Consider the following 26,425-nt stretch of genomic DNA (forward strand, 5'->3'; position numbering starts at 1 on the left):
TACCGAAAGGGAGTGAGACATATGGAGAAGGATGCCAAATTGCGCACGACAAAAACGGTGATTGTGACGGGCGCTGGTGGAAATCTGGGCGCGAAGGCAGTCGCAGCACTGGCCGCAGCACCCTGGTGCGAGAAAGTCATTGGTTTCTATTCGCCCAATCGCACGCCACCGAAACCGGAGAACGACAAGATCGAAATCGTGGTGGCTGATCTGACCGATGCGAACGGAAGCTGGCGTCAGCACCTTGAAGGCGTGGATGCCGTTGTTCATTTTGCCGCAAAAAACCCCGTGCCGGACTCCACATGGTCCGAAGCGGCTGCGTCATTCGACATGACCGTCAATCTCGGACTCGCTTGTCTTGAGCATGGCGTCGCCCGTTATGTCTTCTGCTCGTCCAATCACGCGATGGGCGGCTACAAGGATGGCGAATTGGCCGCCACCATGGCTCCGGGTGCCCTCCGCGAGGAACTGGCGCCAGCGCCGGGCACCCGCTGGAACGATGGCACGAAGGATATCGACTCGACGGCGTATGGTTCCTCCAAGATCATGGGTGAGCGTTTCGTCGCCGGTCTTGCCGCTGGTTCCAAGGGACGTCTGAGCGCTGTGTCGTTGCGCGTCGGTTGGGCGTTGCCCGGCGACAACGACCCTGCCGATATCAGCACCTCCGGCTCGCCCAGCGGGCAGAGCGCGACTAGCGCCGCCGACGCAGAGGAAGCGCGCACATTACGATGGTTCCGCAATATGTGGTTATCCAACGGCGATTTCGAACAGCTTGTCTTCGCCAGCGTCACCGCATCGAGCGACACTTGGCCCGAGCCAGGCATTGTGGTTAACGGTGTATCGGCGAATGCCGGTTCAGACTGGAGCCTCGACAATGGCAAACGCTTCCTCGGCTATCATCCGCAGGACGATCTTTACGCCCGCATCGCCCAATGAATGGAGGAGACCCCAATCATGACCGAACAGAATATCAATCCGGACGAAATCACCCTGATCCTTGGCAGCTATACGGATTCGCTACCCCATGTGCAGGCGCGCGGGCAGGGGATCAGCGTTCTTCGGCTTTCGAGCGAAAGCGGTCGGATCACACCGGTTTCGCAATTCGCGGGGCTTCGCAACCCGACTTATCTGACGCTATCTGCCGATAAGAAGACGCTTTATGCCGTCGAGGAACTTTCTGCCAAGGATGGCGCGGCGGCGGCAGCGCTCAGCTTCGATAAAGCCTCGGGCGATATACGCTTGCTCGGTCGCGTCGATGCGATGGGCGACTGGCCTTGCCACGTTGCGCTGGACAAAGCCGAAGACAGGCTTTTTGTTTCCAACTATCTGAGCGGAAATTTCATAACCTGCGAACTCGACGCCGCCGGTGTTCCGACCGGAGTGGTTGTCAATGTTCAGCGCAGTGGGACGGGTCCCAACGAGAGCAGGCAGGAAGGACCGCATGTTCACTGCGCAGCGGTCACTCCCGATGGCAACCACGTTCTGATCTGCGATGCAGGAACGGATGAGATTGCGCGTTATTCACTTGCTGAAGGCTTGATAGCAACAACTCCCGATCGCGTGGTGAAAACCAGAGGCGGGTATCTGCCCCGGCATATGGCGCTTTCGACCGATGGGTCGAAGCTCTTCGTTGTGCATGAACTGGGATGCTCGGTCAGCGCATATGCCCTTGGCGACGATGCAATCCGGCTGATCCAGGAAATCTCCACCTTGCCCGCGGTCTTTACCGGTGAATCGGCTTGCGCGGCAATCCGCGTCCACCCGAACGGACGGTTCGTCTACGCATCCAATCGCGGTCACGATACTATCGTCGCTTTCAAGGTTCATGCTGAAAGTGGAGAAATGGAGGCTGTTGGCTGGTACACGACCCGGGGTGAAACCCCGCGCGATTTCGCTATCGACCCGAGTGGGCGCTATCTGGTTGCGGCCAATCAGGACGGTCATTCGCTCGCGGTCTACAAGATTGATCAGACAAGCGGGGCGCTTTCGCCACTTGGCGAAACTTATGAGATCGGCAGCCCGGTCTCCGTCGTGTTTGCGTGAGGGTCAGCCGTTAAACTCATTAAACTGACGGGCGATGTCGCGGACACAATCCGCCATCGCTCTGAGGATTGCTTCCGCTGGGGTTTCCTCGAACCGATATCGCGGCATGCTGACACTGATACAGCCGAGAACCTGCCCGTTGCGATCCACGATAGCGCGACCGTAACAGCAGATATCGTCCTCGTTTTCTTGCAGATCGTGCGAATAACCGCGCTCACGGGTTGCCTCGATTTCACGGGCGAAATCGTCGCGACCGGTAATCGTTTGGCGCGTTCTTTGGGGAAGGGGCAGCGTGTCGAGTGTTGCCTGAATTTCAGCCTGATCAAGCGCCGCAAGCCAGGCTTTCCCGACCGCGCTGGAGTGAAGCGGCACCCTTGTGCCCACCCGGGACATCATTCTGACGGTTCGGTTGCTTTCCAGCTTGTCGATATAGATCATTTCATTGCCGCTGCGGATCGCCAGATGGATTGTCTCATCGATGGCGTCGCGCAGCCGCGCCAGCGGCAATTCCGCCGCTTGTCTCAAATCCGAACGCTCCCAGCTGCGTGCGGCAAGGCTGATAAGCCGCGGGCCTAGCAACAACAAGCCCGATCCCCGAACTTCCGTCAGCATACCTTCGGCCTTGAGCGCCGCAACGATGCGATAAACCGTAGGGCGAGGCAAATCGACCGCCGTGGCAAGCCTGGCAGTCGTCAGCGGTTGTTCCTGATCGCTGACAGCCTGCAAGACCTGCATGAAACGGGAGAACGCGGCGGTGCCGGGTACTTTTTCCTGCATTGTCAGGATCTATTCTCCCTGTTTCAGCGGTCCTTCGGCCTTTGGTTAGGCTATTAGGTAGCCGCCATCGACGGGCATGACAATACCGGTGACAAAGGCTGACGCAGGGCTGCAAAGAAACGCGACAACGCCAGCAATATCCTCCGGCTTGCCCCAGCGCTTCATCGGGGTGCGGTCGAGGATGGGCCCGGAACGCGTGGGGTCGTCCTGTAAAGCCTGTGTCAACGGCGTGGCGATCCAGCCGGGTGCAACAGCATTCACCCGGATGCCGTCGGGAGCATAGGCGATAGCCAGCGATTTGGTGAGCTGAGCCACGCCGCCCTTGCTGGCGCTATAGGCGGGGACAAGCCCGCCGCCGAAGAAGGACAGCATGGAAGCGGTGTTGACGATGGCGCCTTTGCCTTCCGCGAGTTTGCTGCGCGCTGCCGTGCAGACGCGCATCGTGCCGGTAAGATTGATGGCGAGCACTTTTTCAAACACGTCGAGTTCATGTTCCTCATGCCGCCGGATGACGCCTGCGCAATTGACCACCATGTCGAGCCGGTCGAGACCGTCAATCAGCGCCTGAACGCCATTTGCATCGCAAACATCCAGTTCATGATAGCTGATATCGAGACCTGCTTCCGGCTTTGACTGGTCGCTACCGAGGCCAACGGCGACGACACGCGCGCCAAGTCTGGCAAGGCCGGTCGCAATTCCGGCTCCAATGCCGGTTGTGGCTCCGGTGACGAGCGCCAGTTTCCCTGAAAACAGATCGGGGGCATAGGTCATGGTGAAAACTCTTTGAGGGGTTGGGAGAATGGGAGCGTGCAACTGGTGCTGCAAAAAGGCAGGATTCAAACCTGCCTTTTTGACTTATTTTGTATCCGGCAACCGATTGCGATCAGCGGATAAACTGATCGACATAGTCGGCGCCGAGGCCGATTTCTTCATAATGTTTCCGACACATGTCTATCTTCGTGAAGACATCTTCATAGCCGTTATTGTTGCCCCAGGGGTCGACGTAATACATGCAACCATTAACCTGGAAATAGGTGATCATTTCTTCCACACCTTCATCGACAACCAGCGTGTGGATTTCGCCTGGTGGTTCGAAAGCATAGGACCCCTCGGTGGCGATCCAGTCGTGCTCCAGATAGCGCCAGCTGCCTTTAAGCACCAGCGCGTGGACAGGGCCAGGATGACGATGGCGGCTGAGCACGCCAGACTTGCGAACCTTCAACAGGTTCATCCAGTAACCGGCTGACCGGTTGAGGCACAATGGCCGGAACCAGACATTTTCGGACTGTGGAACCCAGATACGTTCGTCGGTTGGAATGGCGTTGGGCACCACCAAATCAGGCAGCATTTCTACTGGCTGCGGCTTTTGATAGGGCATCCGACGCAATGTTTCGGGGTCGATATCCCGGGGCGGTTGCGTGACCACGGCTCCTCCTGTGTTCACATTATGGACAGAAAGTCTATAATGTGAACGTAGCATTTGCAAAACTGACATGTCAATTTAAAACTGACATGTCACATTCTGTTTTTCAATCATTGTTTTGCGGAAGTGACGGCGTTCGGCCTTTCCAATTTCTTTGGAACAGCTCGTTTCCAGCGATCTTATAATGACCTGGAGCGGCGCTTTTCGCTCGACCGCTTGTTTCTGGCATGATATTCGAAAATTGAATTATATTCAATTATTGGAGGAAATATGGCCCCCGAGCTGAATGGCGCGCTGCGTCTCCACTTCGTCATCGGTGATCCCATCGCACAGGTGAAATCGCCACAAGGTGTAACCGAGATGCTTCAATCCCGGGGGCATAATGCCATCTGCATACCGGGCCACGTGAAGCCCGAAGATCTGGCCAGTTTCTGGCAAGGCGCCCGCGCGCTTCAGAATCTGGATGGTGTTATTGTCACCGTTCCCCACAAGATCGCAGCCACGCGCATGGCGGATCGTCTTTCCGAAACGGCGGCGTTTCTGGGCTCTGTCAACACGTTGCGACGGACCCCAACAGGCTGGGAAGGCGCGATGTTTGACGGAATGGGCCATGTTGCGGCGTTACGTAAGGCTGGCTGCCAGCTGGAAGGCAAAAAGGTTTTGCTGGCAGGCGCTGGGGGTGCAGGTGGGGCTATCGCCTATGCGCTCGTTCAGTCGGGCATCGCGGAACTGGCGGTCCACGAAATGGATGCGGCACGCCGCGATAGCCTGATCGAACGGCTTTCTTCTCTGGGTCTGGCGAAAATTGACGTGGGCACATCAGACCCGTCCGGATTTGATGTTATTGTCAATGCGACGCCTGCGGGCATGAAGGAAGGCGATGCTCTTCCCTTTGACGGCGACAAGCTGAGATCCGACATGTTTGTGGGAGAAGTGATCACCAAACCGGCCATTTCCCCGCTTGTGGCGCGTGCGCGCAAAATCGGCTGCGGCACAATCACCGGTGCCGACATGTTCGTCGAAGTACGCGATCTGATGGTCGATTTTCTCTGCGCGGTGTGAACGACATGAACAGGCATTTCGCACTCGCATTCCTCACCGTTCCCGATCTCGCTCCTGCAGAAGCGATCCGCATCGCAGCGGAAACTGGCTATGACAGCGTTGGTCTGCGCTTGCTTCCAGCCGCCGCCAGTGGTGAGGGACCCTATCCCATTTTGACCGACACGGCAGTTCTGAGAGAGGCCCGGTCAGCTTTGTCCGATACCGGCATTCGCATTGGGGATGTCGAGATCGTGCGTTTGAAAGCCCAGACAAAGGTCGAGGAATTTCTGCCGTTTCTGGAATGTGCGGCAGTGCTCGGCGCTGCAAATATTCTGGTTGCTGGTGACGATCCAGATCCAGCGCGGCTCACCCAGACTTTTGCGCGTTTCGCCGAGCTTGCGGGCCGCTATGGTTTGACCGCTGATCTCGAATTCATGCCGTGGACTGGCGTGCGGGACGCACAAGCGGCTTTGGCCATCGTGAAAAAGGCCGGCCAAGCCAATGGTGGTGTGCTTGCCGACGCTCTGCATTGGGACCGCACTGGCGGCAAGGTCGATGATCTCACATGTATTCCGACCGAGCGTATTCATTATTTTCAAATATGCGATGCGCCAAAGGAATTCATCGACACCGATAGCGAACTGATCCGCGTTGCCCGCGGCGGGCGGCTGTTTCCGGGACAGGGCGGTATTGATCTGCGCGCATTTCTGGCGGCTTTGCCTGCGAATGTGCCGATCAGTGTGGAAATCGCCTCCGAAGAATTGCACGCGCGGCTGGCGCCGCGTGAAAGAGCGGCTCAGGCGCTGGCCGCGACACTGAGCTTGGTGAATTCCCTCAAAAATTAAAATCAAATTATTTTATGGAATGATATTCAACTTTCTGCATAACGATCTTCACGCTGGGGAGTGAGGATCGTGAGTCCTCGGCGCACGAGGACAAGAATGTCGCATCATGACGGTGGAACCGCGCTGCAAATGCAACGTGGAACGCATGCGATCGAGTGGAGGAACAGATGAACAGCATAGATGCCGTCGGGTCCGATGGCGCAAAACTGACGCTTGCAGCCCGCAAGGGTGTGCATGGAAAAGCCATTGATCAAACGAAGCAGGACAATATTGCGTTAGAAGCCATTGGCGCTTCGCAAAACTGGTCTTCGTTGAGAGTCATCATTCTGGCGATTTGCTTTTTATTGAACGCCATCGATGGCATGGATGTTGTTATTCTTTCCTATATCGCGCCTGCGCTTTCGGCAGACTGGGCGCTGTCACCGGAGCGGCTTGGTGTCGTGTTCTCCGCAAGTCTTGCGGGCATGGTGATCGGCTGCTTCTTCGTTGCGCCGCTTGCAGACAGATGGGGTCGCAGGCCACTGACGATTACTGCCTTGGCAGCAATCACCGTCGCCATGATCCTGAGCGGCTTTGTAACCACAGTCATGGAACTGGTTGTCCTGCGCTTCTTCATCGGCGTTTGGATCGGCGCGATCCTTGCTTCGATGGCCGCGCTTGCTGCGGAATTTGCACCGGTAAGGGAGCGTTCCTTCGCCGTGGCCGTCATGACCGCTGGCTATCCGCTTGGGGCGGTTTTTACCGGCCTCGCCATGGCACCGCTGCTCCCTGTCTACGGCTGGCATATGATGCTGATCGGCGCGGGCATTGCCTCGTTGGTGGTGCTGCCGTTCGTCTGGTTTTTCCTACCGGAATCGCTGGATTTTCTGGTCCGCAAACGGCCTGAAAATGCTCTGCAACGCGTCAATCATGTGCTGGCGAGGCTCGGTATGGAGTCGGTCGAGCAATTGCCGCAAAAGTCCGCTCAGCAGAAAGCTGCCGGTTTCGCTACCATTTTCGCCGAAAATCGTCTGGTGCCAACGATTTGGCTCTGGGTCGGAATTTTCATGGGCTTCCTGTCGCTTTATTTCGTTATCTCATGGGTGACGAAGCTTGCCTCGCAAGCCGGTTTGACATTGGAAAATGCCATCTATGTCGGTGCGATCCTAAACTTCGGCGCGTTTCTGGGAACGTTGCTGATGGGCAAGCTGTCGAACCGCTTTCCGCAAGGCATTGTCGGGGCTGTGTTCCTTGTTCTCGCCGCTGCACTTCTGGTGGTGTTCGGAACAGTCCACATGTCGCTCGGCATTATACTCTTCACGGCATTCCTCATGGGAATGGCGATCTATGGTGGCTTCAACTCCTTCTATGGTCTCGCAGCCAGCCTTTATCCGGCTTCCGTCCGAGGCACGGGCGTTGGCTGGGCCATGGGAGCGGGACGCTTTGGTGCCGTCGTTGGCCCGTCGATGGGTGGTGTTCTGATCGGTTCGGGTGCAAGCCTTTCGACGGTGATGATCGTCTTTGCGGTTCCGCTGGTGATTGCGGCCATCGCCGCCCTTTACTCCCAAGCCCGATAGTTACGCGTTTTGGCAGATAGGAAATACATATGTCTCCCGACCACTCCATCGATAACAACGACCCGATGGTTTCCTCTCATCGAGCGGCATGCGATGTCCTCGTTGTCGGTTCTGGTGCCGGGGGACTTTCTGCAGCGGTAGCGGCAGCGCATTTTGGACTGAAGGTCATCGTGGCCGAAAAAACCGATGTGTTCGGTGGTACCACTGCCTTTTCCGGTGGCTGGTTGTGGATCCCCAATGCGCCTCATGCCGTATCAGCTGGCAAGGGTGAAAACCCCGATGAGCCGAAAGCCTATTTGAGGCATATTCTTGGTAATAGTTACGATGAGGCCATGATCGACGGTTATCTGAAAGCCGCGCCGCGCATGCTGTCTTTCTTTGAGCGCAACACGCAAGTCCGCTTCAATCCGGGCAGCGGCGTACCGGATTTTCACGGCAATGCACCGGCGGCGGCGACAGGCTGGCGTTCGGTTGTCGCTGCACCTTATGACGGTCGCGAACTTGGCTCCTTGATCGGAAAATTGCGCCCGCCCATCCCTGAAACAACGTTTTTGGGCATGGGCATCGCATCGGGCGTCGACATGCGCATGTTCCTGACGGCGATGCGTTCACTCAAGGCATTTGCCTATGTTACACGGCGCGTGTCGAAACATCTGCGCGATCTCGTTGTTCATCGCCGGGCGATGCAACTTGTCAATGGCAACGCGCTGGTCGCGCGGCTATTGCGGTCTGCATCCGATAAGGAGATTACCCTTTGGTCGGGAGCCGCAGCGCGCGAATTGACCGCTGATCAAGGACGTGTCACGGGCGCCGTTTTCATGACCGCTAAAGGCCCCCTTACTGTCACTGCCAAACATGGCGTTGTGCTGGCGACAGGTGGCTTTCCGCATGATAAAGGGCGTCTCTTTGAACACTTGCCGCATGTTCGGGCCGGTACGGATCACGCATCGGCAGCGCCCAAGACAAACATTGGCGATGGTATGCGTCTTGCCGAAATGGTCGGCGGGCACGTATCCGACCGCATGGCGCATGGTGCGGCCTATGCGCCGGTATCGCTCGTTCCCCGCAATGATGGAACCGTGGGGCGTTTTCCGCATCTGGTCGAGCGCGGAAAGCCGGGTGTAATCGCGGTATTGGCTTCGGGAAGCCGTTTCGCCAATGAGGGCGGCCCCTATCATGACTATGTTTGTGATATGATAGCAGCGACTCCGGAGGGGCAACCAGTTGTCTCATGGCTCATCTGCGATCATCGGTTTTTGCGCCGTTACGGTCTTGGCGCTGTCAAACCAGCGCCCGTTCCTTATCGGCGTTGGTTGAACAACGGCTATCTTATCAAGGGCGCAACGATTACCGAATTGGCTGAACGCTGCGGCATCGACGCGGCGGGTCTCAACGCGACCGTCACAGCGTTCAACCGTGATGCGCAATGGGGAGAAGACCCGCAATTCAATCGCGGCCAGACGCTCTATCAGCGGGTTCAGGGGGACCCCGATCAGAAACCCAATCCCTGTATTGCTCCCATCCGCAATGGACCTTTCTATGCGGTGCGAATTGTACCGGGCAGTCTGGGCACATTTACCGGTATCGAGACCGATGCATTTGCGCGTGTCCTCGATGCTTCGGGCCAGCCAATTGCCGGTCTTTATGCAGCCGGCAACGACATGAACAGCATTATGGGTGGTCACTATCCAAGTGGTGGTATCACGCTTGGCCCTGCCATGACCTTTGGGTTCCTCGCAGCTGAAACCATTGCCAAGCGGGCCGCGATTGAGAGCGCACAATCCAACAGCAAGGAAACAGAATATGCGATCTGATCATGATCAGCACGGAACAGACGAAGTCGATCTGCTGGTTTGCGGTGCAGGCGCTGGTGGCATGACGGTGGCGCTGGTTGGTGCGCTGGAGGGACTAAATGTCCTCCTATGTGAAAAGACCAAACAGGTTGGTGGCACAACCTCAACCTCGGGAGGCACCACTTGGGTCCCGGGAACACATCTTTCTGAAGAAGCAGGCGTTCCTGATACCGTCGAGGATGCGCGCGCTTTTCTGGAAAGCGTTGTCGCCAATCGCAGCGGCATTCGGCTGCGCGAGGCGTTTCTCGCCTCAGGGCGCGAGGCTATCGAGGAACTCGACCGTCGCACCGATGTGAAATTTGCCGCCGCTCTTGCACATCCCGACTATCTCGACGGGCCAGGTTCTGCCTATGGGGGCCGGGCTTTGGGCCCAGTCGCTTTTGACGGTCGCCTGCTGGAGCGTGATGATTTCGACCGGGTTCGTCCGCCGCGCCGCGAATTCATGGGACTTGGCGGTATGATGGTGGGACGCAATGAACTGGGCGCCTTGCTGCAACCCTTCGGCTCCATCGCCAATTTCCGCAGCACCGTCCAGATCGTCGGGCGCTATGTGCTCGACCGCCTCAGTTACAAGCGCGGAACACGCCTTTTGATGGGCAATGCACTGGTGGCACGGCTTCTCTTTAGTCTGCGCAAGGCAAAGGTGCCGGTGCTGTTCGAAACCGGCGTTCACGAACTGATTGTTGAGGATGGCCGCGTTGTTGGCGCGGTGTTGGAGGGGCCATTGGGACTGCGTCGCATCAGGGCTCTCAAAGGGGTCGTGCTGGCGACGGGGGGCGTATGCTGGAACAAGAAAATCCGCGACCGGCTGTTTCCTGAAGCGGCGCGCGATCATTCGCTGGCGCCTGTCACCAACACCGGCGATGGAGCGGATGTGGCAATGGCGATAGGCGCGCGCTTCGAAGATGGCGGCGATAGCCCCGCCCTTTGGATGCCGTGCTCGTCCTATCGTCGGGCAGACGGATCACCGGCCGTGTGGCCGCATATCATCCTCGACCGCGCCAAGCCGGGCCTTCTGGCGGTTGACGCCGCAGGCAAGCGCTTTGTCAATGAATCCAATTCCTATCATGATTTTTCGATGGGTCAGATTGGTAATGGCGCCAATCCAGCCCACCTGGTTTGCGACGCAGCATTTCTGCATCGCTATGGTATGGGGATGATCCTGCCGGGGGCGAAGAACCTGAAAGCCATGCTCAAGGCCGGATATGTGATCGAGGGCGAGACCTTGCCGGAACTGGCGGCCAAGATCGGTTGCGACGCGGGCATGCTTGTCCAGACCGTCGAAGCCTATAATCGTTCTGCCGCAACCGGTATTGATGAAGACTTTGGGCGCGGCACATCGGTGATGAACCGGTTCAATGGCGACGCGAGCTTCAGCCCTAATCCGTGCTTAGGGCCGGTTGGTGCCGGTCCCTATTACGCCATGGCTGTGCGCCCATCCGATCTCGCCTCCAGTGCAGGACTTTCCGGCGATGAATTTGGCCGGGTTCTCAATGAGAACGGTGAGCCGATCCATGGACTTTATGCTTGCGGCAATGATCTCGCCTCCATCTTTCGCGGGACCTATCCGGGGCCGGGCACGACCATTGGTCCAGCCGTGGTGTTTGGATGGCGTGTGGCCAAACACGCCGCCGGAAAGCTTACCGATGTGTCACAAGATGCGCCCGACGTTATCACGAATGAAAGGAAGAAACATGCAACGCTATGAAATCGCAACTCTTTCCACGACCATGGGGGCAGCCGCCAAGGTTGCGCCGGCAGTGGAAGCATTCGCGGGGGAAGGCAAGGGGCGTCTTCTGGGCATTTTCTATGCCGATATTGGCGCGTTGAATAAGGTTCTGGTTCTGCGCGGCTTTGATACCACCGGCGATTTTGAAGTCGAGCGTGAGCGCACACTTCGCGCGGCCAGTCCGTTTGGTGCTGCCGAATGGCTGACCGGACTGGAACTTGAAGGCTATGCGCCATTTCCATTTCTGCCGCCGATTGAGACTGGCAGCTTTGGTCCTGCCTATGAATTCCGTACCTATGTTCTCAAGACCGGTGGTCTGGAGCCAACGATAAAGGCATGGGAAGCGGCTGTACCGGCGCGCACGGAACTCTCAAAGCTGACCATCTGCATGTATGGCGTCGACGGCAAGCCGCGCATGACGCATATCTGGCCTTTCGCTTCGGTGAACGAGCGCGGCCAGATCCGTGCAGATTCCGTTGCCAAAAACGTGTGGCCACCGAAAGGCGGGCCGGATTGGCTGACGACCGACATGCGTTCGACCATCGCTTTTCCGACTGCAAATTCGCCTCTGAAATAAGTCGCGACGATCAAAACGGGAGAAGAAGAAATGGCCTCGTTTCCTCTTGGAGTGAGTACGATCAGTGATGCCTGGACAGTGCCGCTGGAAGAGTCTTTGACTCGTCTGGCGAAGCTTGGCTTCACGCATTTCGATGTGATGGTCAGCCCGGCGCATCTCGACATCCAGAATATGACGGCGCGTGATTATGCGCGCATCCGTCGGTTTCTGGAAGCGGAAGGCTTGACCATTCATTCGCTGACGGCACAGAGCCTGGACCATAATCTTGCTTCGCCCCGCGAAGAAATCCGCGAAATGACGGTCGGCTTCAACAAGAAACTATTGGACGCGACCTACGAACTTGGGGCGCAAGGCTTTGTCTCCGTATCAGGGCGATATAATTCTCTAAATGCGCCACCAAAGGCGCAGTTGGAGGGCTGGTTCCGGGGTTCTCTCGAAAAGACGGTCGCTTATGCGGAGCGGGCTGGGGTAAAGGTGTTTCTGGAAAACATCCCGATGGGGGTCTTGCCGGATGCAAAGAGCATGGTCAAATGGGTGGAAGAATTTGCGAGCCCCGCTTTGACCATCTGCTACGATCTGGCCAACGCGCATTTCATCAGTGAGGACCTGAGTGAAGCGATCCCGCTAGTGGTCCCTTACCTCGATATACTGCACATGTCCGACACCGGGAAAAGCGCCTGGAAGCACGACCCCATCGGAACGGGCAGCGTTGATTTCGTGGCGGCGGCCAAAGCACTGGCCGCGTCGGATTATCGGGGACTGTCGGTCGTGGAAATTCTCAGTTCCGAACCGGACGCCGCAATTCAGGACGCTTTGCAAAAGCTGCAACCTCTGGGCTGGGCGCTGTCTGAACAACAAAACTTACGCAAGGCTGGCTAAGCTTTTTTCAGCTCTGCGTTAATCCTCCGAAACAAAAGAAGCCCCGAAAGGATCATTCCCTTCGGGGCTTTTGCTTTAGAGCGGTTCCGGTTAAGACGGAATCGTGAAACCGCTCTATCTCTTTGTTTTTAAGCATTATCCTACGTATCGAAGCGGGATCAGAAATCAGTCCAGTGGACTGATTTCCCCGCGTAGGCGTTCCGCACTTTTGCTGGAAATGCTCTATGCCGGACGGGCCTCAGCTTCGCTTGTGCAAGCCGGGAAAGTAGCGCGATCCACTCGCCGCAAGACCGATCTCTTCTGCTGCCCGGGTGAGGTGCGGTGCAAGCTCCGCCATCCGCTCCGGTGTCATGCGGACAGTTGGTCCGGCGATGGAAAGGCAGCTAATAACCTCGCCGCCGCTGCGAACCGGCACAGCCATCGCAGCCATGCCAATAATGTAGCTATTGACCGAAATGGAATAGCCACGCTTGCGTGTCTGCGCCAACACTTTCAGAAGTTCAGTGATCGTGGTGGGAGCACCAGGACCGGAGGGCTTGTTGCTGTTGACGAGGCCCTGTTGCGCAACCCGGTGCAGAGCCTCTTCATCGGTCATCGAGGCAAGCCACGCCTGACCACCTGCGCTTGTGGCCAGATGAACATTGACGCCCTGTTCTTGTCCGGGATCATAACGCAAACCGCCGGTCGCGCCTTGTGCAACCGCGACCCAGATCAGATCGTCGCCATCAATCACCGAGAGACGAATCAACTCGCCGCTGGTTTGGGCCAACCGGTCCAATATGGGCTGAGCCACATCTCCAACGCCCGTGCGGCCGAGAAAACCTACACCGAGCGCTGCGAGCTTCATGGTGAGCGCATAGTCTCCTTGATCCTGAACTTGACGAACATAACCAAGTCGAATCAATTCGTTAAGCGTGCGGTGCACGCCACTTGGAGGCTGATTGACATGCTGGGCAATCGCTGAGACGGACAGACCGGCAGGATGAGCCGCGAGCAGCTCGATGATGGTCAGCGATTTTTCAAGAGCGCTCATAGTATCCCATTTCAGTTACCTATGCTCTTTGTGGCACATGAGCCAAGACAGTCAAGGCGATTACAGTGCGCTGTCAGAAGAATTGACCCAAGCCGTGGCGAACAATCGGGAAGTGTGGCACTTTTGGATCCCCCGGATAGAATTTGAGGGGGAAGGGGCACAAACCTTCGGGCAATTGCTTAGATGGTCAAGACGATCTTGGCGGCGGCGGTGTGCCCCCTATCAAGATCGCGGAAGGCTTGGCTCCCTTCGGATAAATGCCGGCTTTCAACCCAATTGAGCGGACCCAGTCGCCCGGATGCCAGCAACGCGACGGTTTCCCGAAAATCCGTCATTGAATAACAATAGGAGCCGATGAAAGCGATTTCCGCAAGCGTGATCCGTCTGACATCCACACCTTCCGATCCCGGCAGAAGGCCGAGATGCACAATCGTAGCCCCGCGGCGTGCCATCAAGAATGCTGCCTCTCTCGTTTGCTTCGCGCCGACCGCGTCAAAGATCAGATCGACTGAGTTCGCCGGAGGCGCTAATGGCGCATCGTTGGGATCGTAGGCGATAATCGCGGAACTGACGGCAGACGCGGTCCGGCGGCGAATAGGATTTGGTTCTGCAAGCATTACAGCACCCGCCCCTTGGGCGATTGCGACAAGCGCGGTCGTCAGTCCGATGGCTCCCCCGCCAAGCACCGCAACGCGCGCTGCCGAAAGCGGACGACGCAAATTGTTTGTCCCGAGAAGAACTGCATGATAGGCGACCGCTACCGGTTCGGTGAGCGCGGCCACACGAAAATCCATGTCGTCTGGAATTTTCACCAGATTGCGTTCTGGGACCACGATCCGTTCGGCAAAGCCGCCTGCATGCGGCGGGAGCCCTATGTTGCGCTGGTTCTCACATAGCTGTTGCGCCCCGGACAGGCACTCGGTGCATTCTCCGCAGGTCAAAAGTGGATTGACCGCCACACGCTGCCCGGCCAAAGGTCCTGTTTCCACAACACCAGCTATTTCATGTCCCATAATCATCGGTGGAACCCGACGCGGGTCGTGTCCGTGATAACCATGCATGTCCGATCCGCAGATGCCACACGCCTTGACCTTGAGAAGCGCTGTACGGGGGCCAGCTTGCGGTTCCTCGACTTCGCGATAAACCATGTTTTCTTTACCCAGATAAACCAGCGCTTTCATTGTGTTCCTTCTCCCAAATGTGGCATTGCGTGCTTTATCGCCCGCGCGTTCTCGAAGCCGCGTTGCTGCTATGCACGAGGGTTGACTACGGTTCACTCGGGGGCGCGGGGTTCGATGGGGTTGAACCCGTGGACGCTTGGCTCGCTCCGCGCGGATTATGCGCTAATCTGTAAGCGGTCCGATATGATCGAGCTTGGCGCCGCGAGCGGCTCGCGTACCCAGCGCGCGCACCGGTTCGTTATCTATGCCATAACGCTCAGCCATCATCATGATATGTGCAGAAAGTTGCTGCAGCGCTTCGGTAATCTGGTTGTTTTCGAGAAGATCGACAATGACGAGATGCTCCGCGCTGGAAAATTTGCGGGTTGGCAAAGACGAGCGATGCGACCGCAACGCCGCAACTTTGCTGGCGACCAGATGATAGGCGTTAACGAGGTAGGGATTGCCACAATTTTCCAGCGCCGCGTCGTGAAAATGATCGTCGGCCCGGGCACTGCGCAGAACATCGCCAGCCTCACATGCCTCAACCATGTCTTTCGCTGCGATGCGCATCGCGTTCAACGTTTCATCACGCCTGCGCACCATAGCGAGACGTACCGCTTCAACTTCGATAGTCTTTCGGAACTCGCACAGATTGACGGTATCTTCATGGGTCGGCAGGAAAACAAAAGTGCCCCGCTGTGGTTGCACATCAATCAGACCCTGTTGCTCAAGAATGGCGAAGGCTTCCTTGACGGGACTGCGGCTGACACCGAGCGCGGTTGCGAGCTTGTCTTCCGACAGCGCATCCCCCAGTTCAAGTTCACCGTCTATAATTGCCCGCCGCAACCTGTCGGTCACCCGTGCACCCAGCGAGGATCGCGGTTTTGAATGCATTTCTGCGGACCCTTTCCTTGTTGCAGCTAAAACAACTTCTTAATGCAGTATAAATGATTCCTGTACGCGTCCACCGGGGGCGAAGCAACACCCCCGGTGCCATGACACCACGGCAGTTACACACTGTCGAGGAAGCGTTTTGTTGCCGCCATTCCCTTTTCGGCACGTTCAAGGAAACTAAGTTCGGTATCGCCTTTATGCGGAGTTTCGACGCTGATGACGACATCGTCGGGCAGTACGGACATCAGTTCGCGCAACCAAAGACCACCGTCGCCGGGGAACATCCGTCCAGTTCGGGCCTCAGCAATGCAACCGGCATTGTCCACCGGCTGTTCAGCCGGTGCATCGCAAAGTTGCAGACAGAGCGCCAGTCCTTCCGGCAGGGACGCAACATCACCGGGATTACCGCCCGACCGGGACAGATGCAGCGCATCGATCAGGAGCCCGACATTTTTCCGGCCTGATGCGGTGGCAAGGCGCGTTGCATCCTGGATCGTCGCCGTCGAACGCCAGCGCATGAACTCTACCGCCATTTTGATGTCGTATTGTGCTGCAGCATCGGCGATCTGCGCCAGATTGTCCGAAGACCGCGACAGGTCGGGGTCTTCGGAGGTGAACTGCATCACCGGCATGCGCAATTCGCCAGCCGTTTCGATGATTGGTAGCCATGCCGCAATATCGGTCTGTGGTAAAAGCGTAAATACTTCCCCGTCATAGAACGAGACACCGGTATCTGCGGCGGCGGCCTTGATCTCCCGGAGCAGCGGCTTCTGGCCGACAATGGGATGGGCGAGTTCCAGTCCGTGCGGGGCGATCAGCCGCAGACTGACCATATCGTAACCGCAGGACGCTGCGATCTTGACGTTATCAACGGGTGGGCAACCAAAGACGGTCAGATAGGCGAGGGAGAGAGGATGTTTTTTATACATGCTGCGGCCTCAATAGGTTGCGCGACCGCCGGACACATCGAAGACCGCGCCGGTTGAGAACGAACATTCTTCTGAGGCGAGCCAGCTCACCAGTGCTGCAACTTCGTCGGCTTCGCCGAGCCTACCGACCGGTATTTTCGCAGTTACAAAGGCTTTGAATTCCGGCGTAAGCTGGTTCATCATCTCGGTTTCGATAGCTGCGGGCGTGACGCAGTTGACGCGAATCTGTGTGGTTGCAAGCTCTTTTCCGACAGATTTCGTCAGGCCAATGACGCCCGCTTTGGAGGCGGAATAAGCGACCGCGTTGGGATTGCCCTCCTTGCCGGCGATGGAGGCGATATTGACGATGCGGCCATATCCAGTCTTGCGCATTTCGCGCACCGCCGACTGGCAGCAATAGAACACGGCATCCAGATTGAGCGACATGACGAACCGCCAGCCGTCATGGGGATATTTTTCGAATTGCTCCAAAGGACCATTGTGACCGGCGCTGGTAACGAGGATGCCGAGTGGCCCCATCTCAGCCACAACCCGAGCGGTTGCAGCTTCGACCTCGGCGGCATCCATCACATTCACCACATACCCTTTGGCGCCCGGCAATTTTGCGGCGGCTCCCTCCACGCGCTCGCGGTTGATATCCCAAATCGCGACCTTGTGCCCCTTGGCCACAAGGCGTGCCGCAATAGGAAATCCGAGCCCTCCCGCACCGCCGGTTACAATCGCGACGCGTGATGTTTCCTGTTCTACCATAGTGGCTTTCCTCCCTGATAATCCGGCCCGCTTTCGCGCGGCCCTGTGAATGAGATGTTTGGTGCTCCCAAACGGACAGCGAATCTTGTGCTTGACATTCTGTAGAATACTAACATTCTAGTAGCCTAAATGGGTCGGAAACGACCGACTTGTCAAGCGGGAGGACGCGGGGCAAGCAGAATGGAGGAGAAGAATATGGGACTGAAGGGCTCTGCCTTTCTGGCGATCTGGCACGACATCGAAGATGGTGCCCATGACGAATATATCGAGTGGCACACACGTGAACATATGCCTGAACGCCTCTCGATACCCGGCTTCAGGACTGGCAAGCGGCTGCACGCGCCTGCTGCCGCCCGATATGTCTTCGGGACAATCTATGCTGGCGAAACGGTCGAAACATTTCGGTCACCGGCTTATCTCGAACGTCTGAACAATCCAACGCGGTGGACTGCTGCCGTCGCGCCGAGCTTTCGCAACTTTCTGCGCGTCGCCTGCGAACGGATAGCGACCGCCGGTATTGGCGACGGAGGCTCTGTGGCAACGATCCGCTTCGATCTTTCGGGGAGCGAAGGAAAGGAAGGGCTGAGGGCGAAGGCGCAGGGGCTTGCGGACAAGATGCTCGCCGTTCGTGGTGTGGCTTGCGTGCATATCGGTATTTCGCGCAACGAAGTTTCGAGCGTTCGCACCAGGGAAACCGAGTTGCGTGCCGAAATGAGCGAAAGCGGTTTCGATGTGGTGGTTCTCATTGAAGGGTCTTCAAATCCGGGACTTCATTCGGCGCTGCCACAGATTGAGCAACTGGCAATTGAAACCGGCGTTCTTTCTTCTCCCATCAGCAATATTTACGATGCCGCCTTTTCACTGACCTCCGAAGATATGCAGGGGGCAGCATGACGCGGGTCCTCGTTACCGGTGGGGCCGGTTTTCTGGGCGGATGGATTTTGAAGGCGTTGAAGGCGCAAGCTCACGAAGTGCGGATATTCGACCGTACCAGTGATCGACGTATTCTGCGGGAAATTGTCGGTGACGAGGCTGAGCAGGTTGAGTGCTATCAAGGCGATATCGCAGATGCAGAGGCTGTAAAGGCGGCTGCCAGCGATTGTACCTCTATCGTCCATCTTGCAGCACTTTTAACGCCCGCTTGCAAGAACGATCCGGTGCTGGGTGCAACGGTCAATCTGATTGGTACGCTGAATGTCTTCGAAGCCGCCAAGGCAAATGCGATTGGGCGGGTAGCCTATGCCAGCAGTGCCGCTGTCTTTGGCCCGGACGATGGGCTGACGCCTTATCCGGTCACGCAGTATGGTGCTTTCAAACTCGCATGCGAGGGAAGCGCCAGAGCCTATTGGCATGATTCTGGTATTGCCAGTATCGGCCTGCGTCCCACCGTTGTTTACGGGCCGGGCCGGGAAAGCGGGCTAACCGCCGGGCCGACAATTGCCTGTCGCGAAGCGGTTCGTGGCAATTCTTATACAATTGGCTATTCAGGGCCGCAGGACATGGTTTTCGTGGCTGATGTGGCGGCGGCGTTTGCGGCTGCGGCAACACGATCTTACGAAGGTGCGCACGCCTTTTCGCTGGGTGGCGCATGCGAGGATGTGCCCGACGTCATCCGGGCGATCCGGTCAGAAATACCCGGTGCGAAAATCGACTTTGCCGGTGAAGCGGTACCGATGGCGCCCAATATCGCGGCAACCGACAACAAGCGTCTGCTGGGAGCCATCCCCGTCACGTCGCTGCGTGACGGGATTGCTCAGACCGTTGCCCATTATCGTGCAGTGGCGAGAGCAGCCTGATGGCCATCTACAGCGATAAATCGCAGGATCATGTCGGTCATCGTCTGCAAGCGGGCATCGATAGCGTCTTCCGCAAGGAGTTCACGACCGAACAGGACCTTCAGCGTGTGCCGGTTGGAGACATAGGTAAAACCAAGCGCAGAGATGGAGATATAGAGATCGAGCGGATCGACATGACGGAAAAGTCCCTGGGCGACACCGCTCTCGATAATCGTCGATACTCTGTTGACGATGGCGCTGTTGAGCCCCTCCATGCCGGTCGCCGCCTGCAAATGGACGGCGCCATGCAGGTTCTCGGTATTGATCATCCGCACGAAGGCTGGATTGTCGATGTAATAGCGGAAGGTAAAGGAGATCAGCGCTTTCATCGCGCCAATGGGGTCGGCGGGATCAAGCAACAGCTGCTCTTCAGCGGAACGGATGCCGACATATAGGTGTTCCATGGCCGCAAGGTAGAGTTCCTCCTTGCTGCCGAAATAATGGTAGACCATCGCCTTATTGGAATTCGCCCGCTGCGCAATGCGATCCACCCGAGCGCCGCCAATTCCATGGGTCGAAAATTCCGCAATAGCGGATTCAAGCAGAAGGCGCCTGCGTTTTTCCGGCGATCGTTGCCCAGGATCGAGCGTGTTCTGTGTTGGCATCGTATCGGTATTCGTCATCTGGATTCCTCGGACTGGCTGTCCTCTTACCACATTGGAAGGAATTGGGCAGCAGCTTGAGCATAAGTCATCGATCTGCGGATAGGGATATCACGTGGATTGACATCAACCAACCGGTTGGTTAATAAAAATGAACACAGGTCCGGTAGCGAAGAGGAGTCGCTGTCTGGACAAAACGGCACAAACCCTGAGGAGGACCATCAATGCCGGGCAAATTCTCAATTCGTAATGCTGCACTGACGCTTTTTGCAGGCGTGGCTATGGTATTCGGCGCTTCTGCAGCCCATGCACAGGCCCTGGAGAAAATCAAAAGCGCAGGCGTCGTTCGCATCGGCGTGATGGGCGAACAGGCCCCATGGGGTTCAATCGACTCCACAGGCAACAATGTCGGCTATGACGTCGATGTTGCGAAGCTGATCGGCGAGGAAATGGGTGTCAAGGTCGAGTTCGTGCCAAACGCCGTTGCTGCACGTATTCCCAACCTTTTGACCGGCAAGGTCGATCTGCAGATGGCGGTCATGGGCATGTATCCTGATCGCGCGAAAGCTGTCCAGTTCACCAAGCCCTATGCCGGGTTGAAGATCATTCTTCTGTCGAGCGCCAAGAACAAAATTACCAAGATTGAAGACGCGAAAAGCCTTCGTATAGGCGTGCCGCGCGGCGCTGCGCAGGACAAGTCAATCACCAGTCTTCTGGGCGATGTCGCCAATATCCGCCGTTTCGATGATGACAGTTCGACAATGCAGGCGCTGGTATCCGGGCAGGTCGATGCCATTGGTGGCAACACCACCTACAAGATCAATCTCGACAAGGCTGCACCGGGCAACGATTACGAGCAGAAACTGGTCTTCAATGAACAGTGGATGGGCGTTACGACCAAGCTTGGCGACAAGGAAATCAACGCCTGGCTGAACCAGTTCATCGACAAGATCAAGGCAGATGGCCGTCTTGAGGCGATCAACAAGAAGTGGCTTGGCGAAGACAAGCTTCCGAATTTCCCGGAGAAGCTCGAAGGCGTGCCCTACACCGTCGAATAAGATCAGCGACAATTCCAATACAGCATGATGAGGCGGGGTGCGCGGCCACGATTGCGAAGTCGCGCCCTCGTTTCCACGGAAAGTTTGAACATGCGTAAAATCTTCATACTGAACGGCCCCAACCTTAATCTGCTCGGTCAGCGTGAGCCGGAAATTTACGGTCGAACGACGCTCGATGAAATTCGTTCCTGGGTGGAGGCGGATGCCGCAGAGTTCGGTGTGGCGATTGATTTTCGCCAGTCGAACTTCGAAGGTGAAATCATCGAAGCGATCCATGCCGCACGTCACGAAGCGGTTGGGATCATCATCAATCCGGCCGCCTTTACCTTCACCTCGATTGCTATTCTTGATGCACTCAAGACCTTCAATGGTCCCAAGATCGAGCTGCACATTTCCAACGTACATCAGCGTGAGGAAATCTATCACAAGTCGCTCGTATCGAGAACGGCAACAGCCGTGATGGCAGGTTTTGGAGCTCAAGGGTATCGCCTTGCTCTCAGGGCAATGACGGAGATGACGGCATGACACGCATTGGTCTTATGGGGGCGGGCCTGATTGGCCGCGAACATGCGGAACTTCTGACTTCCAACCGGCGCGCGAAAATTGCCGCCATTTGCGACCCGACGCCAGCCGCTGCTGAAATGGCGGCACGGCTTTCCGTCCCGCATTTCTCCGACTATGGCACGATGCTCGATGAGGCAAAGCTGGACGGTGCCATCATCGCCCTGCCAAACCAGTTGCATGCACCGGCAGCTCTGGCTTGCATCGAGCGCGGTGTACCTTGCCTGATCGAAAAGCCGATTGCGGAAAGTCTGGCGTCAGCCAACCGGATTGTAGAAGCATCCGAACGTTCGGGTGTTGCTGTGCTCGTCGGGCATCAGCGGCGTCACAGCCCGGATATCCGGTCGGCAAAGCGTGCCATTGACGCGGGCGAACTCGGCCCTCTGGTTGCCGTCAATGGCATGACCTTGTTTGACAAGCCCGATGACTATTTCAATACGGAATGGCGACGCAAATTGGATGGTGGGGTGCTGCTGATCAATCTGATCCACGACATTGATGTGCTGCGCTATCTGGTAGGCGAGATCGAAAGTATACGCGCCTTTACGTCATCTGCGCGCCGCGGCTTCGAAGTGGAAGATACTGCAAGTATCTCGATCCGCTTCGTCAATGGGGTACTGGGCACGTTCCTGATTTCCGATGGTGCCGTCAGCCCCTGGGCCTGGGAATATACGTCCGGTCAGGCGCTCTATCATCCGGCACAACCCGGACCATGCCTCTTCCTTGCCGGACGCAAGGCAGCATTGTCCGTTTCCGATATGTATCTATGGCGACACGCGGAGGAAAGTGATCATTGGCAGCATCCGCTGATCCGCGAATACCGGCCCGGTGATGGCTCGCTGACCTATGTGAACCAGCTCGACCATTTCGTCGATGTGATCCATGGCAATGCCAAGCCGTTGATCACGGCACGCGATGGCATGTTGACGCTCGCCGCCACGCTTGCGGTCGATGTTGCGGGACGTGAGGACCGTACCGTGACCCTTGCGGAAATGCTGAACACAGCCGGAGTGGCGGCATGACGAGCAGAAAGACATCACTCTCGTTCCTGACCGGGCTTGGCGTCGCGCCGGAAGAAGCCGTGCTGGCCGCAGCGGAAGCAGGTTACGATTATCTCGGTTTTCGCCTGCTGCCCGCTGTTCCCGGAGGACTGGCTTATGCGCTGATGGACGAGCCAGCCCGTGTGAAATCACTTATCAGCCTCATGAATGACAAGGGCGTCGAGGTATTCGACATCGAGATGATCCGCATAGGACCGGATTTCGATCCCGAGCCATATCTGCCGTTTCTGGATTGTTCGGCCCAATTGGGTGCACGTGCCATTCTGGTTGCGGGTGATGACGCCGACGAGGTGCGTTTGACCCACTCCTTTGTGAAACTGTGTGAGGCTGCGCGTCCTTTCGGTTTGTCGATGGATCTGGAGTTCATGCCGCAGTCCGAACTCCGCGATCTTGCGGCGGCGACCCGCGTGCTGACTGCGGCTGACCAGCCAAATCAGGGCGTGATTATCGATACGCTCCATGTTTCGCGAGCGCGCACCACGATCGAAGAAATTGCCACTGTGCCGCGCCAATGGCTGCACTATGCGCAGATTTGCGATGCTCCGGCCAAAATCCCGGAAAGTCGTGAAGAGCTGAATTTTGCCGCACGCCACGAGCGGTTCCTGCCAGGAGAAGGCGAGCTCGATCTCATTGGTATGTTCGATGCTTTGCCGGCTGATATCCCGGTTGCGGTCGAAATCCCGAATGATCGTCAGTCGAAAGGCTTGTCCGTTGCTGAATGGGCGAAGCGAACGCTGCGGGCATCAAATGACATACTGGCCAAAGTGACCGGGGAGGTTGTAGCGTGAAAAACCTTGAAACCAAGACCATTCAGGGCGTGACGATCCCCAGCCTTGGACTGGGCACGTTCGAACTGAAAGGGCCGGAAGGCGAAGCTGCAATCCGCACGGCGATTGAGCTTGGCTATCGTCAGATCGATACGGCCATTCGCTATGGCAACGAGGTTGAAGTGGGGCGCGCTGTTCGCGAGAGCGGTGTCGCACGCGGAGACTTGTTCGTTACGTCCAAAATCTGGTTCACCGATCTTGATCCGGAAACAGTTTCCCGCCGGGTCGATGAAAGCTTGGAGCGGCTTGGCTTTGACTATGTCGATCTGCTTCTGGTGCACTGGCCGAGCAAGACTGTTCCTCTCGGCGAAACGCTTTCAGCTTTTGCAGAAGCAAAAGCGAGCGGTAAGACCCGCCTGATCGGCGTCAGCAATTTCACGGTCGCACTTCTGGACGAAGCGCTGGATGTTCATAACGCCGAGTTGTTCTGCAATCAGGTCGAGTATCACCCTTATCTGTCGCAGGAGAAGCTCCTTACGCGCATGCGTGAGGCAGGCATGCTTTTAAATGCCTATCAGCCGATCGCGAGGGGCAAGGTTTTCAGTTCGGATATCCTTGTCGAGCTTGGGCGCAAATACGGAAAGTCCGCTGGTCAGGTTACCTTGCGCTGGCTTCTACAGCAGGACAATGTTGGCGCCATTCCGCGCTCCGCCAAACCTGAGAATATGAAGTCCAACCGGGATATTTTTGATTTTGAATTGTCCCCGGAAGATATGGCGGCAATCCATGCGCTTGCACGCGGCGAACGGTTCTCCCGTTTTGAATGGGAACCCGAATGGGACTGAACGCCCTGCTGGAGGAGGTTAGAACATGACACTTGATTTCAGCGTCGTCGCGGATGCCTGGCCCTCGCTGATCTATGGGACACTGGGAACGCTGTTCCTGGCCGTCGTCGGCATGACACTCGCCACCATCATCGGTGTCGTGGGGGTTGCAATCTTGCGGACTCATAGGGTGATCCCATCCTTTTTGGTCACGACCTTTGTTGAGGTGATCCGCAACACGCCGTTTCTGGTACAGATTTACTTCATCTTCTTTGCATTGCCTCTTGCGGGTGTGCGGCTTAATCCTACACTGACGGCCATTCTTGCCCTCGGGTTGAATGGTGGTGCCTATGCCATTGAGATTATCCGTGGCGGGGTCGAAAGCATTCCGAAAGGCCAGACGGAAGCGGGACTGGCGCTCGGTCTTCACCGGCACGAAGTGTTCCGTATGATCGTTCTGAAACCAGCGTTGCGCGCGATATATCCATCACTGTCGAGCCAGTTCATCCTGCTCACGCTCACGACCGCAATTTGCACCTCCATCTCCGCCTATGAGTTGACCTCAGCGGGACAGCGCATCGAGGCGGAAACATTCCGCAGCTTTGAAACCTATTTCACCCTGACCGGCATTTATTTGGTGATCTCGCTGGTGACGATGTGGTCGCTTGCCGCCATCGGGCGACGTGCATTCAGCTATCCCCAGCGTTGAGGAGGACGACTTATGGGACTGCAAGAATTCACCTATCTGCTGCAAGGTCTCGGCTGGACGCTCATCCTGACCGCTATGGCGTTTGCTGGCGGTATTGTCTCCGGCATCATCATCGCTCTGATGCGGGTATCGAAGCTCAAATGGGTTCGGGCTATCGCAATCGGCTGGATTGGCCTCTTTCAGGGCACGCCTTTGCTGATGCAGCTCTTTGTTGCCTATTTCGGCTTGCCCCTTCTTGGTTTCGATCTCCCGGCCTGGGCGGCGGTGGGCATAGCCCTTGCCGCGCACGCTTCGGCCTTTCTGGGTGAAATCTGGCGTGGCGCGATTGAAGCCGTTCCGAAAGGGCAGACTGAAGCGGCGGATGCGCTTGGACTGCATCGCTACAGCCTGATGGTCGACGTCATCATGCCGCAAGCGTTTAAACTATCGTTGCCGGCCACCGTTGGCTTTCTTGTTCAGCTTCTGAAGGGCACGTCGCTTGCCGCGATTGTTGGCTTCATTGAACTGACCCGCGCCGGTTCGATAATCTCCAATCAGATCTACCGACCGCTTCTCGTGTTCGGTGTGGTAGGGGCGATGTACTTCGCCATGTGCTGGCCGCTCTCCTTGTGGGGCAGGCGTATTGAACGACGCATGGCCGCCGGCCTCTCCAGATAAGAAAGGGAACTTCTCGTGACAACTGATAAAAAGTCAGATGCGCCACCGATGATCATGATGCGCGACGTGGAGAAGTGGTATGGCAACTTCTATGCGCTGAAAAAGGTCTCCCTGACGGTCGCAAAGGGAGAGAAGATCGTTCTGTGTGGTCCATCGGGGTCCGGCAAATCCACCCTGATCCGTTGCATCAACCGATTGGAAGCGAGCCAGGGCGGCGAGATCATCGTTGCCGGTCACGCGGTCAAGGAAGACCAGAAAGCCATTGATGCGGTGCGCCGTGAAGTTGGTATGGTCTTTCAGCAGTTCAACCTGTTTCCACATAAGACCGTATTGGAGAACTGCATTCTGGCGCCGATGCGGGTGCGCAAAATTTCGCGGGACGAAGCGGAAGCGACGGCACGAAAATATCTCGACCGGGTGCGTATCGGTGATCAGGCCGAAAAATATCCCGCGCAGCTTTCCGGTGGACAGCAACAGCGCGTTGCTATTGCGCGCGCGCTATGCATGGAGCCCAAGGCCATGCTTTTCGATGAGCCGACTTCGGCGCTCGATCCCGAAATGGTCAAGGAAGTTCTTGATACGATGGTGTCGCTTGCCCGCGATGGCATGACGATGATCTGCGTGACGCATGAAATGGGCTTCGCTCGTCAGGTTGCGGACCGGGTCATCTTCATGGCGGACGGAGAGATTCTCGAAGAGAATGATCCCGAAACATTCTTTCGAGCGCCGGCACATCCCCGCACACGAACCTTCCTCGGTGAAATACTACAGCATCACTGATCAGCCAAATTCAGAAGCGCGTTAAATCTCCCGCTTTGACAAGCGGGAGATTGCTGCGAATGCAGGGTCGTTCTTGTGA

General features: G+C 56.9%; 28 protein-coding genes. 19 read left to right on the forward strand and 9 right to left on the reverse strand.

Translation table 11 applies throughout. From position 1 onward, the window contains the following. Window positions 1-21: 21 nt before the first annotated feature. On the forward strand, window positions 22-936 hold the full coding sequence (locus HWD97_RS04095; RefSeq protein ID WP_371834758.1) for an NAD-dependent epimerase/dehydratase family protein: 915 nt from the start codon (window positions 22-24) through the stop codon (window positions 934-936). Between the two features lie 18 nt (window positions 937-954). Further along, the gene (locus HWD97_RS04100) at window positions 955-2,043 is read left to right on the forward strand and encodes a lactonase family protein (protein WP_171318096.1); all 1,089 of its coding nucleotides are present in this window, start codon (window positions 955-957) and stop codon (window positions 2,041-2,043) included. A 3-nt stretch (window positions 2,044-2,046) separates the two neighbouring features. Here HWD97_RS04100 and HWD97_RS04105 read toward each other — a convergent pair whose 3' ends face one another. The 3 genes from HWD97_RS04105 to HWD97_RS04115 form a co-directional block, all read right to left on the reverse strand. Continuing rightward, on the reverse strand, window positions 2,047-2,820 hold the full coding sequence (locus HWD97_RS04105; protein WP_371834759.1) for an IclR family transcriptional regulator: 774 nt from the start codon (window positions 2,818-2,820) through the stop codon (window positions 2,047-2,049). 45 nt (window positions 2,821-2,865) lie between these two features. Continuing rightward, a complete protein-coding gene (locus tag HWD97_RS04110; RefSeq protein ID WP_371834760.1) occupies window positions 2,866-3,591 on the reverse strand; it encodes an SDR family NAD(P)-dependent oxidoreductase in 726 nt (241 codons plus the stop codon). Between the two features lie 112 nt (window positions 3,592-3,703). Next, on the reverse strand, window positions 3,704-4,198 hold the full coding sequence (locus HWD97_RS04115; protein ID WP_121539079.1) for a 2,4'-dihydroxyacetophenone dioxygenase family protein: 495 nt from the start codon (window positions 4,196-4,198) through the stop codon (window positions 3,704-3,706). Between the two features lie 315 nt (window positions 4,199-4,513). On the opposite strand from HWD97_RS04115, the gene HWD97_RS04120 reads away from it, so the two are divergent. The 7 genes from HWD97_RS04120 (at window position 4,514) to HWD97_RS04150 (ending at window position 12,723) form a co-directional block, all read left to right on the forward strand. Continuing rightward, window positions 4,514-5,305 (forward strand): shikimate dehydrogenase, encoded by a 792-nt coding sequence (locus HWD97_RS04120; RefSeq protein WP_371834761.1) that lies wholly within the window; start codon window positions 4,514-4,516, stop codon window positions 5,303-5,305. Window positions 5,306-5,310: 5 nt separating this feature from the next. Then, window positions 5,311-6,129: a sugar phosphate isomerase/epimerase family protein gene (locus HWD97_RS04125; protein ID WP_371834762.1), complete on the forward strand. Its 819-nt coding sequence runs from the start codon at window positions 5,311-5,313 to the stop codon at window positions 6,127-6,129. A 167-nt stretch (window positions 6,130-6,296) separates the two neighbouring features. Beyond that, window positions 6,297-7,685, forward strand: a complete 1,389-nt coding sequence (locus HWD97_RS04130) for an MFS transporter (protein ID WP_171318099.1) — start codon at window positions 6,297-6,299, stop codon at window positions 7,683-7,685. Window positions 7,686-7,714: 29 nt separating this feature from the next. Continuing rightward, the gene (locus HWD97_RS04135; RefSeq protein WP_109365633.1) at window positions 7,715-9,499 is read left to right on the forward strand and encodes an FAD-dependent oxidoreductase; all 1,785 of its coding nucleotides are present in this window, start codon (window positions 7,715-7,717) and stop codon (window positions 9,497-9,499) included. Then, a complete protein-coding gene (locus HWD97_RS04140) occupies window positions 9,489-11,246 on the forward strand; it encodes an FAD-binding protein (protein WP_371834763.1) in 1,758 nt (585 codons plus the stop codon). Before HWD97_RS04135 ends, HWD97_RS04140 begins: the two co-directional genes overlap by 11 nt. Continuing rightward, the gene (locus tag HWD97_RS04145; RefSeq protein ID WP_109365635.1) at window positions 11,233-11,844 is read left to right on the forward strand and encodes an NIPSNAP family protein; all 612 of its coding nucleotides are present in this window, start codon (window positions 11,233-11,235) and stop codon (window positions 11,842-11,844) included. The genes HWD97_RS04140 and HWD97_RS04145 overlap by 14 nt, the downstream gene beginning before the upstream one ends. A gap of 30 nt (window positions 11,845-11,874) precedes the next feature. After that, entirely contained in the window at window positions 11,875-12,723 is an 849-nt protein-coding gene (locus HWD97_RS04150; protein WP_124915800.1) for a sugar phosphate isomerase/epimerase, read from the forward strand. A gap of 238 nt (window positions 12,724-12,961) precedes the next feature. Here HWD97_RS04150 and HWD97_RS04155 read toward each other — a convergent pair whose 3' ends face one another. From HWD97_RS04155 to HWD97_RS04175, 5 genes are all read right to left on the reverse strand, one after another. Continuing rightward, window positions 12,962-13,756 (reverse strand): IclR family transcriptional regulator, encoded by a 795-nt coding sequence (locus HWD97_RS04155; protein ID WP_371834764.1) that lies wholly within the window; start codon window positions 13,754-13,756, stop codon window positions 12,962-12,964. Between the two features lie 179 nt (window positions 13,757-13,935). Beyond that, the gene (locus HWD97_RS04160) at window positions 13,936-14,937 is read right to left on the reverse strand and encodes a zinc-binding dehydrogenase (protein ID WP_124915802.1); all 1,002 of its coding nucleotides are present in this window, start codon (window positions 14,935-14,937) and stop codon (window positions 13,936-13,938) included. A 162-nt stretch (window positions 14,938-15,099) separates the two neighbouring features. Further along, on the reverse strand, window positions 15,100-15,813 hold the full coding sequence (locus HWD97_RS04165; protein WP_124915803.1) for a GntR family transcriptional regulator: 714 nt from the start codon (window positions 15,811-15,813) through the stop codon (window positions 15,100-15,102). 116 nt (window positions 15,814-15,929) lie between these two features. Continuing rightward, window positions 15,930-16,742 carry a sugar phosphate isomerase/epimerase family protein gene (locus tag HWD97_RS04170; RefSeq protein ID WP_371834765.1) on the reverse strand — a complete coding sequence of 271 codons (813 nt, stop codon included), beginning with the start codon at window positions 16,740-16,742 and terminating at the stop codon, window positions 15,930-15,932. Window positions 16,743-16,751: 9 nt separating this feature from the next. Continuing rightward, complete coding sequence (locus HWD97_RS04175; protein WP_171318103.1) at window positions 16,752-17,492, reverse strand: SDR family NAD(P)-dependent oxidoreductase; 741 nt, start codon at window positions 17,490-17,492, stop codon at window positions 16,752-16,754. A 195-nt stretch (window positions 17,493-17,687) separates the two neighbouring features. Here HWD97_RS04175 and HWD97_RS04180 point away from each other — a divergent pair, with 195 nt between their 5' ends. Further along, window positions 17,688-18,386, forward strand: coding sequence for a hypothetical protein (locus HWD97_RS04180; RefSeq protein WP_371834766.1), 699 nt, complete (start codon window positions 17,688-17,690; stop codon window positions 18,384-18,386). After that, on the forward strand, window positions 18,383-19,288 hold the full coding sequence (locus HWD97_RS04185) for an NAD-dependent epimerase/dehydratase family protein (RefSeq protein WP_371834767.1): 906 nt from the start codon (window positions 18,383-18,385) through the stop codon (window positions 19,286-19,288). Before HWD97_RS04180 ends, HWD97_RS04185 begins: the two co-directional genes overlap by 4 nt. On the opposite strand, the gene HWD97_RS04190 is transcribed toward HWD97_RS04185, so the two are convergent. Beyond that, window positions 19,261-19,950, reverse strand: a complete 690-nt coding sequence (locus HWD97_RS04190) for a TetR/AcrR family transcriptional regulator (RefSeq protein WP_121539038.1) — start codon at window positions 19,948-19,950, stop codon at window positions 19,261-19,263. The genes HWD97_RS04185 and HWD97_RS04190 overlap by 28 nt on opposite strands. A 203-nt stretch (window positions 19,951-20,153) precedes the next feature. On the opposite strand from HWD97_RS04190, the gene HWD97_RS04195 reads away from it, so the two are divergent. The 8 genes from HWD97_RS04195 to HWD97_RS04230 all read left to right on the forward strand — a co-directional run bounded on the left by HWD97_RS04195 (window position 20,154) and on the right by HWD97_RS04230 (window position 26,346). Further along, complete coding sequence (locus tag HWD97_RS04195) at window positions 20,154-20,987, forward strand: transporter substrate-binding domain-containing protein (RefSeq protein WP_371834768.1); 834 nt, start codon at window positions 20,154-20,156, stop codon at window positions 20,985-20,987. 90 nt (window positions 20,988-21,077) lie between these two features. Further along, entirely contained in the window at window positions 21,078-21,512 is a 435-nt protein-coding gene (gene aroQ, locus HWD97_RS04200; RefSeq protein WP_124915807.1) for a type II 3-dehydroquinate dehydratase, read from the forward strand. Then, window positions 21,509-22,570 carry a Gfo/Idh/MocA family protein gene (locus tag HWD97_RS04205; protein WP_371834769.1) on the forward strand — a complete coding sequence of 354 codons (1,062 nt, stop codon included), beginning with the start codon at window positions 21,509-21,511 and terminating at the stop codon, window positions 22,568-22,570. The genes aroQ and HWD97_RS04205 overlap by 4 nt, the downstream gene beginning before the upstream one ends. After that, a complete protein-coding gene (locus HWD97_RS04210) occupies window positions 22,567-23,397 on the forward strand; it encodes a sugar phosphate isomerase/epimerase (RefSeq protein ID WP_121539034.1) in 831 nt (276 codons plus the stop codon). The genes HWD97_RS04205 and HWD97_RS04210 overlap by 4 nt, the downstream gene beginning before the upstream one ends. Further along, on the forward strand, window positions 23,394-24,221 hold the full coding sequence (locus tag HWD97_RS04215; protein WP_283735616.1) for an aldo/keto reductase: 828 nt from the start codon (window positions 23,394-23,396) through the stop codon (window positions 24,219-24,221). Before HWD97_RS04210 ends, HWD97_RS04215 begins: the two co-directional genes overlap by 4 nt. Before the next feature lie 25 nt (window positions 24,222-24,246). Next, window positions 24,247-24,909 (forward strand): amino acid ABC transporter permease, encoded by a 663-nt coding sequence (locus tag HWD97_RS04220; RefSeq protein WP_171318106.1) that lies wholly within the window; start codon window positions 24,247-24,249, stop codon window positions 24,907-24,909. Between the two features lie 12 nt (window positions 24,910-24,921). Next, window positions 24,922-25,566, forward strand: a complete 645-nt coding sequence (locus tag HWD97_RS04225; protein WP_283735617.1) for an amino acid ABC transporter permease — start codon at window positions 24,922-24,924, stop codon at window positions 25,564-25,566. 48 nt (window positions 25,567-25,614) lie between these two features. Continuing rightward, window positions 25,615-26,346 (forward strand): amino acid ABC transporter ATP-binding protein, encoded by a 732-nt coding sequence (locus HWD97_RS04230; RefSeq protein WP_371834831.1) that lies wholly within the window; start codon window positions 25,615-25,617, stop codon window positions 26,344-26,346. The last annotated feature ends 79 nt before the right edge of the window (window positions 26,347-26,425 follow it).

It is taken from the genome of Ochrobactrum sp. C6C9, from assembly GCF_022627935.1.
Taxonomy (GTDB): Bacteria; Pseudomonadota; Alphaproteobacteria; order Rhizobiales; family Rhizobiaceae; genus Brucella; species Brucella teleogrylli.

Bases quoted from the DNA above. Each gene is read 5' to 3' on its own strand.
- HWD97_RS04095 (WP_371834758.1), top strand. From the start codon at position 22: ATGGAGAAGGATGCCAAATTGCGCACGACAAAAACGGTGATTGTGACG.
- HWD97_RS04100 (WP_171318096.1), top strand. From the start codon at position 955: ATGACCGAACAGAATATCAATCCGGACGAAATCACCCTGATCCTTGGC.
- HWD97_RS04105 (WP_371834759.1), bottom strand. From the start codon at position 2,820: ATGCAGGAAAAAGTACCCGGCACCGCCGCGTTCTCCCGTTTCATGCAG.
- HWD97_RS04110 (WP_371834760.1), bottom strand. From the start codon at position 3,591: ATGACCTATGCCCCCGATCTGTTTTCAGGGAAACTGGCGCTCGTCACC.
- HWD97_RS04115 (WP_121539079.1), bottom strand. From the start codon at position 4,198: ATGCCCTATCAAAAGCCGCAGCCAGTAGAAATGCTGCCTGATTTGGTG.
- HWD97_RS04120 (WP_371834761.1), top strand. From the start codon at position 4,514: ATGGCCCCCGAGCTGAATGGCGCGCTGCGTCTCCACTTCGTCATCGGT.
- HWD97_RS04125 (WP_371834762.1), top strand. From the start codon at position 5,311: ATGAACAGGCATTTCGCACTCGCATTCCTCACCGTTCCCGATCTCGCT.
- HWD97_RS04130 (WP_171318099.1), top strand. From the start codon at position 6,297: ATGAACAGCATAGATGCCGTCGGGTCCGATGGCGCAAAACTGACGCTT.
- HWD97_RS04135 (WP_109365633.1), top strand. From the start codon at position 7,715: ATGTCTCCCGACCACTCCATCGATAACAACGACCCGATGGTTTCCTCT.
- HWD97_RS04140 (WP_371834763.1), top strand. From the start codon at position 9,489: ATGCGATCTGATCATGATCAGCACGGAACAGACGAAGTCGATCTGCTG.
- HWD97_RS04145 (WP_109365635.1), top strand. From the start codon at position 11,233: ATGCAACGCTATGAAATCGCAACTCTTTCCACGACCATGGGGGCAGCC.
- HWD97_RS04150 (WP_124915800.1), top strand. From the start codon at position 11,875: ATGGCCTCGTTTCCTCTTGGAGTGAGTACGATCAGTGATGCCTGGACA.
- HWD97_RS04155 (WP_371834764.1), bottom strand. From the start codon at position 13,756: ATGAGCGCTCTTGAAAAATCGCTGACCATCATCGAGCTGCTCGCGGCT.
- HWD97_RS04160 (WP_124915802.1), bottom strand. From the start codon at position 14,937: ATGAAAGCGCTGGTTTATCTGGGTAAAGAAAACATGGTTTATCGCGAA.
- HWD97_RS04165 (WP_124915803.1), bottom strand. From the start codon at position 15,813: ATGCATTCAAAACCGCGATCCTCGCTGGGTGCACGGGTGACCGACAGG.
- HWD97_RS04170 (WP_371834765.1), bottom strand. From the start codon at position 16,742: ATGTATAAAAAACATCCTCTCTCCCTCGCCTATCTGACCGTCTTTGGT.
- HWD97_RS04175 (WP_171318103.1), bottom strand. From the start codon at position 17,492: ATGGTAGAACAGGAAACATCACGCGTCGCGATTGTAACCGGCGGTGCG.
- HWD97_RS04180 (WP_371834766.1), top strand. From the start codon at position 17,688: ATGGGACTGAAGGGCTCTGCCTTTCTGGCGATCTGGCACGACATCGAA.
- HWD97_RS04185 (WP_371834767.1), top strand. From the start codon at position 18,383: ATGACGCGGGTCCTCGTTACCGGTGGGGCCGGTTTTCTGGGCGGATGG.
- HWD97_RS04190 (WP_121539038.1), bottom strand. From the start codon at position 19,950: ATGACGAATACCGATACGATGCCAACACAGAACACGCTCGATCCTGGG.
- HWD97_RS04195 (WP_371834768.1), top strand. From the start codon at position 20,154: ATGCCGGGCAAATTCTCAATTCGTAATGCTGCACTGACGCTTTTTGCA.
- aroQ (WP_124915807.1), top strand. From the start codon at position 21,078: ATGCGTAAAATCTTCATACTGAACGGCCCCAACCTTAATCTGCTCGGT.
- HWD97_RS04205 (WP_371834769.1), top strand. From the start codon at position 21,509: ATGACACGCATTGGTCTTATGGGGGCGGGCCTGATTGGCCGCGAACAT.
- HWD97_RS04210 (WP_121539034.1), top strand. From the start codon at position 22,567: ATGACGAGCAGAAAGACATCACTCTCGTTCCTGACCGGGCTTGGCGTC.
- HWD97_RS04220 (WP_171318106.1), top strand. From the start codon at position 24,247: ATGACACTTGATTTCAGCGTCGTCGCGGATGCCTGGCCCTCGCTGATC.
- HWD97_RS04225 (WP_283735617.1), top strand. From the start codon at position 24,922: ATGGGACTGCAAGAATTCACCTATCTGCTGCAAGGTCTCGGCTGGACG.
- HWD97_RS04230 (WP_371834831.1), top strand. From the start codon at position 25,615: ATGATCATGATGCGCGACGTGGAGAAGTGGTATGGCAACTTCTATGCG.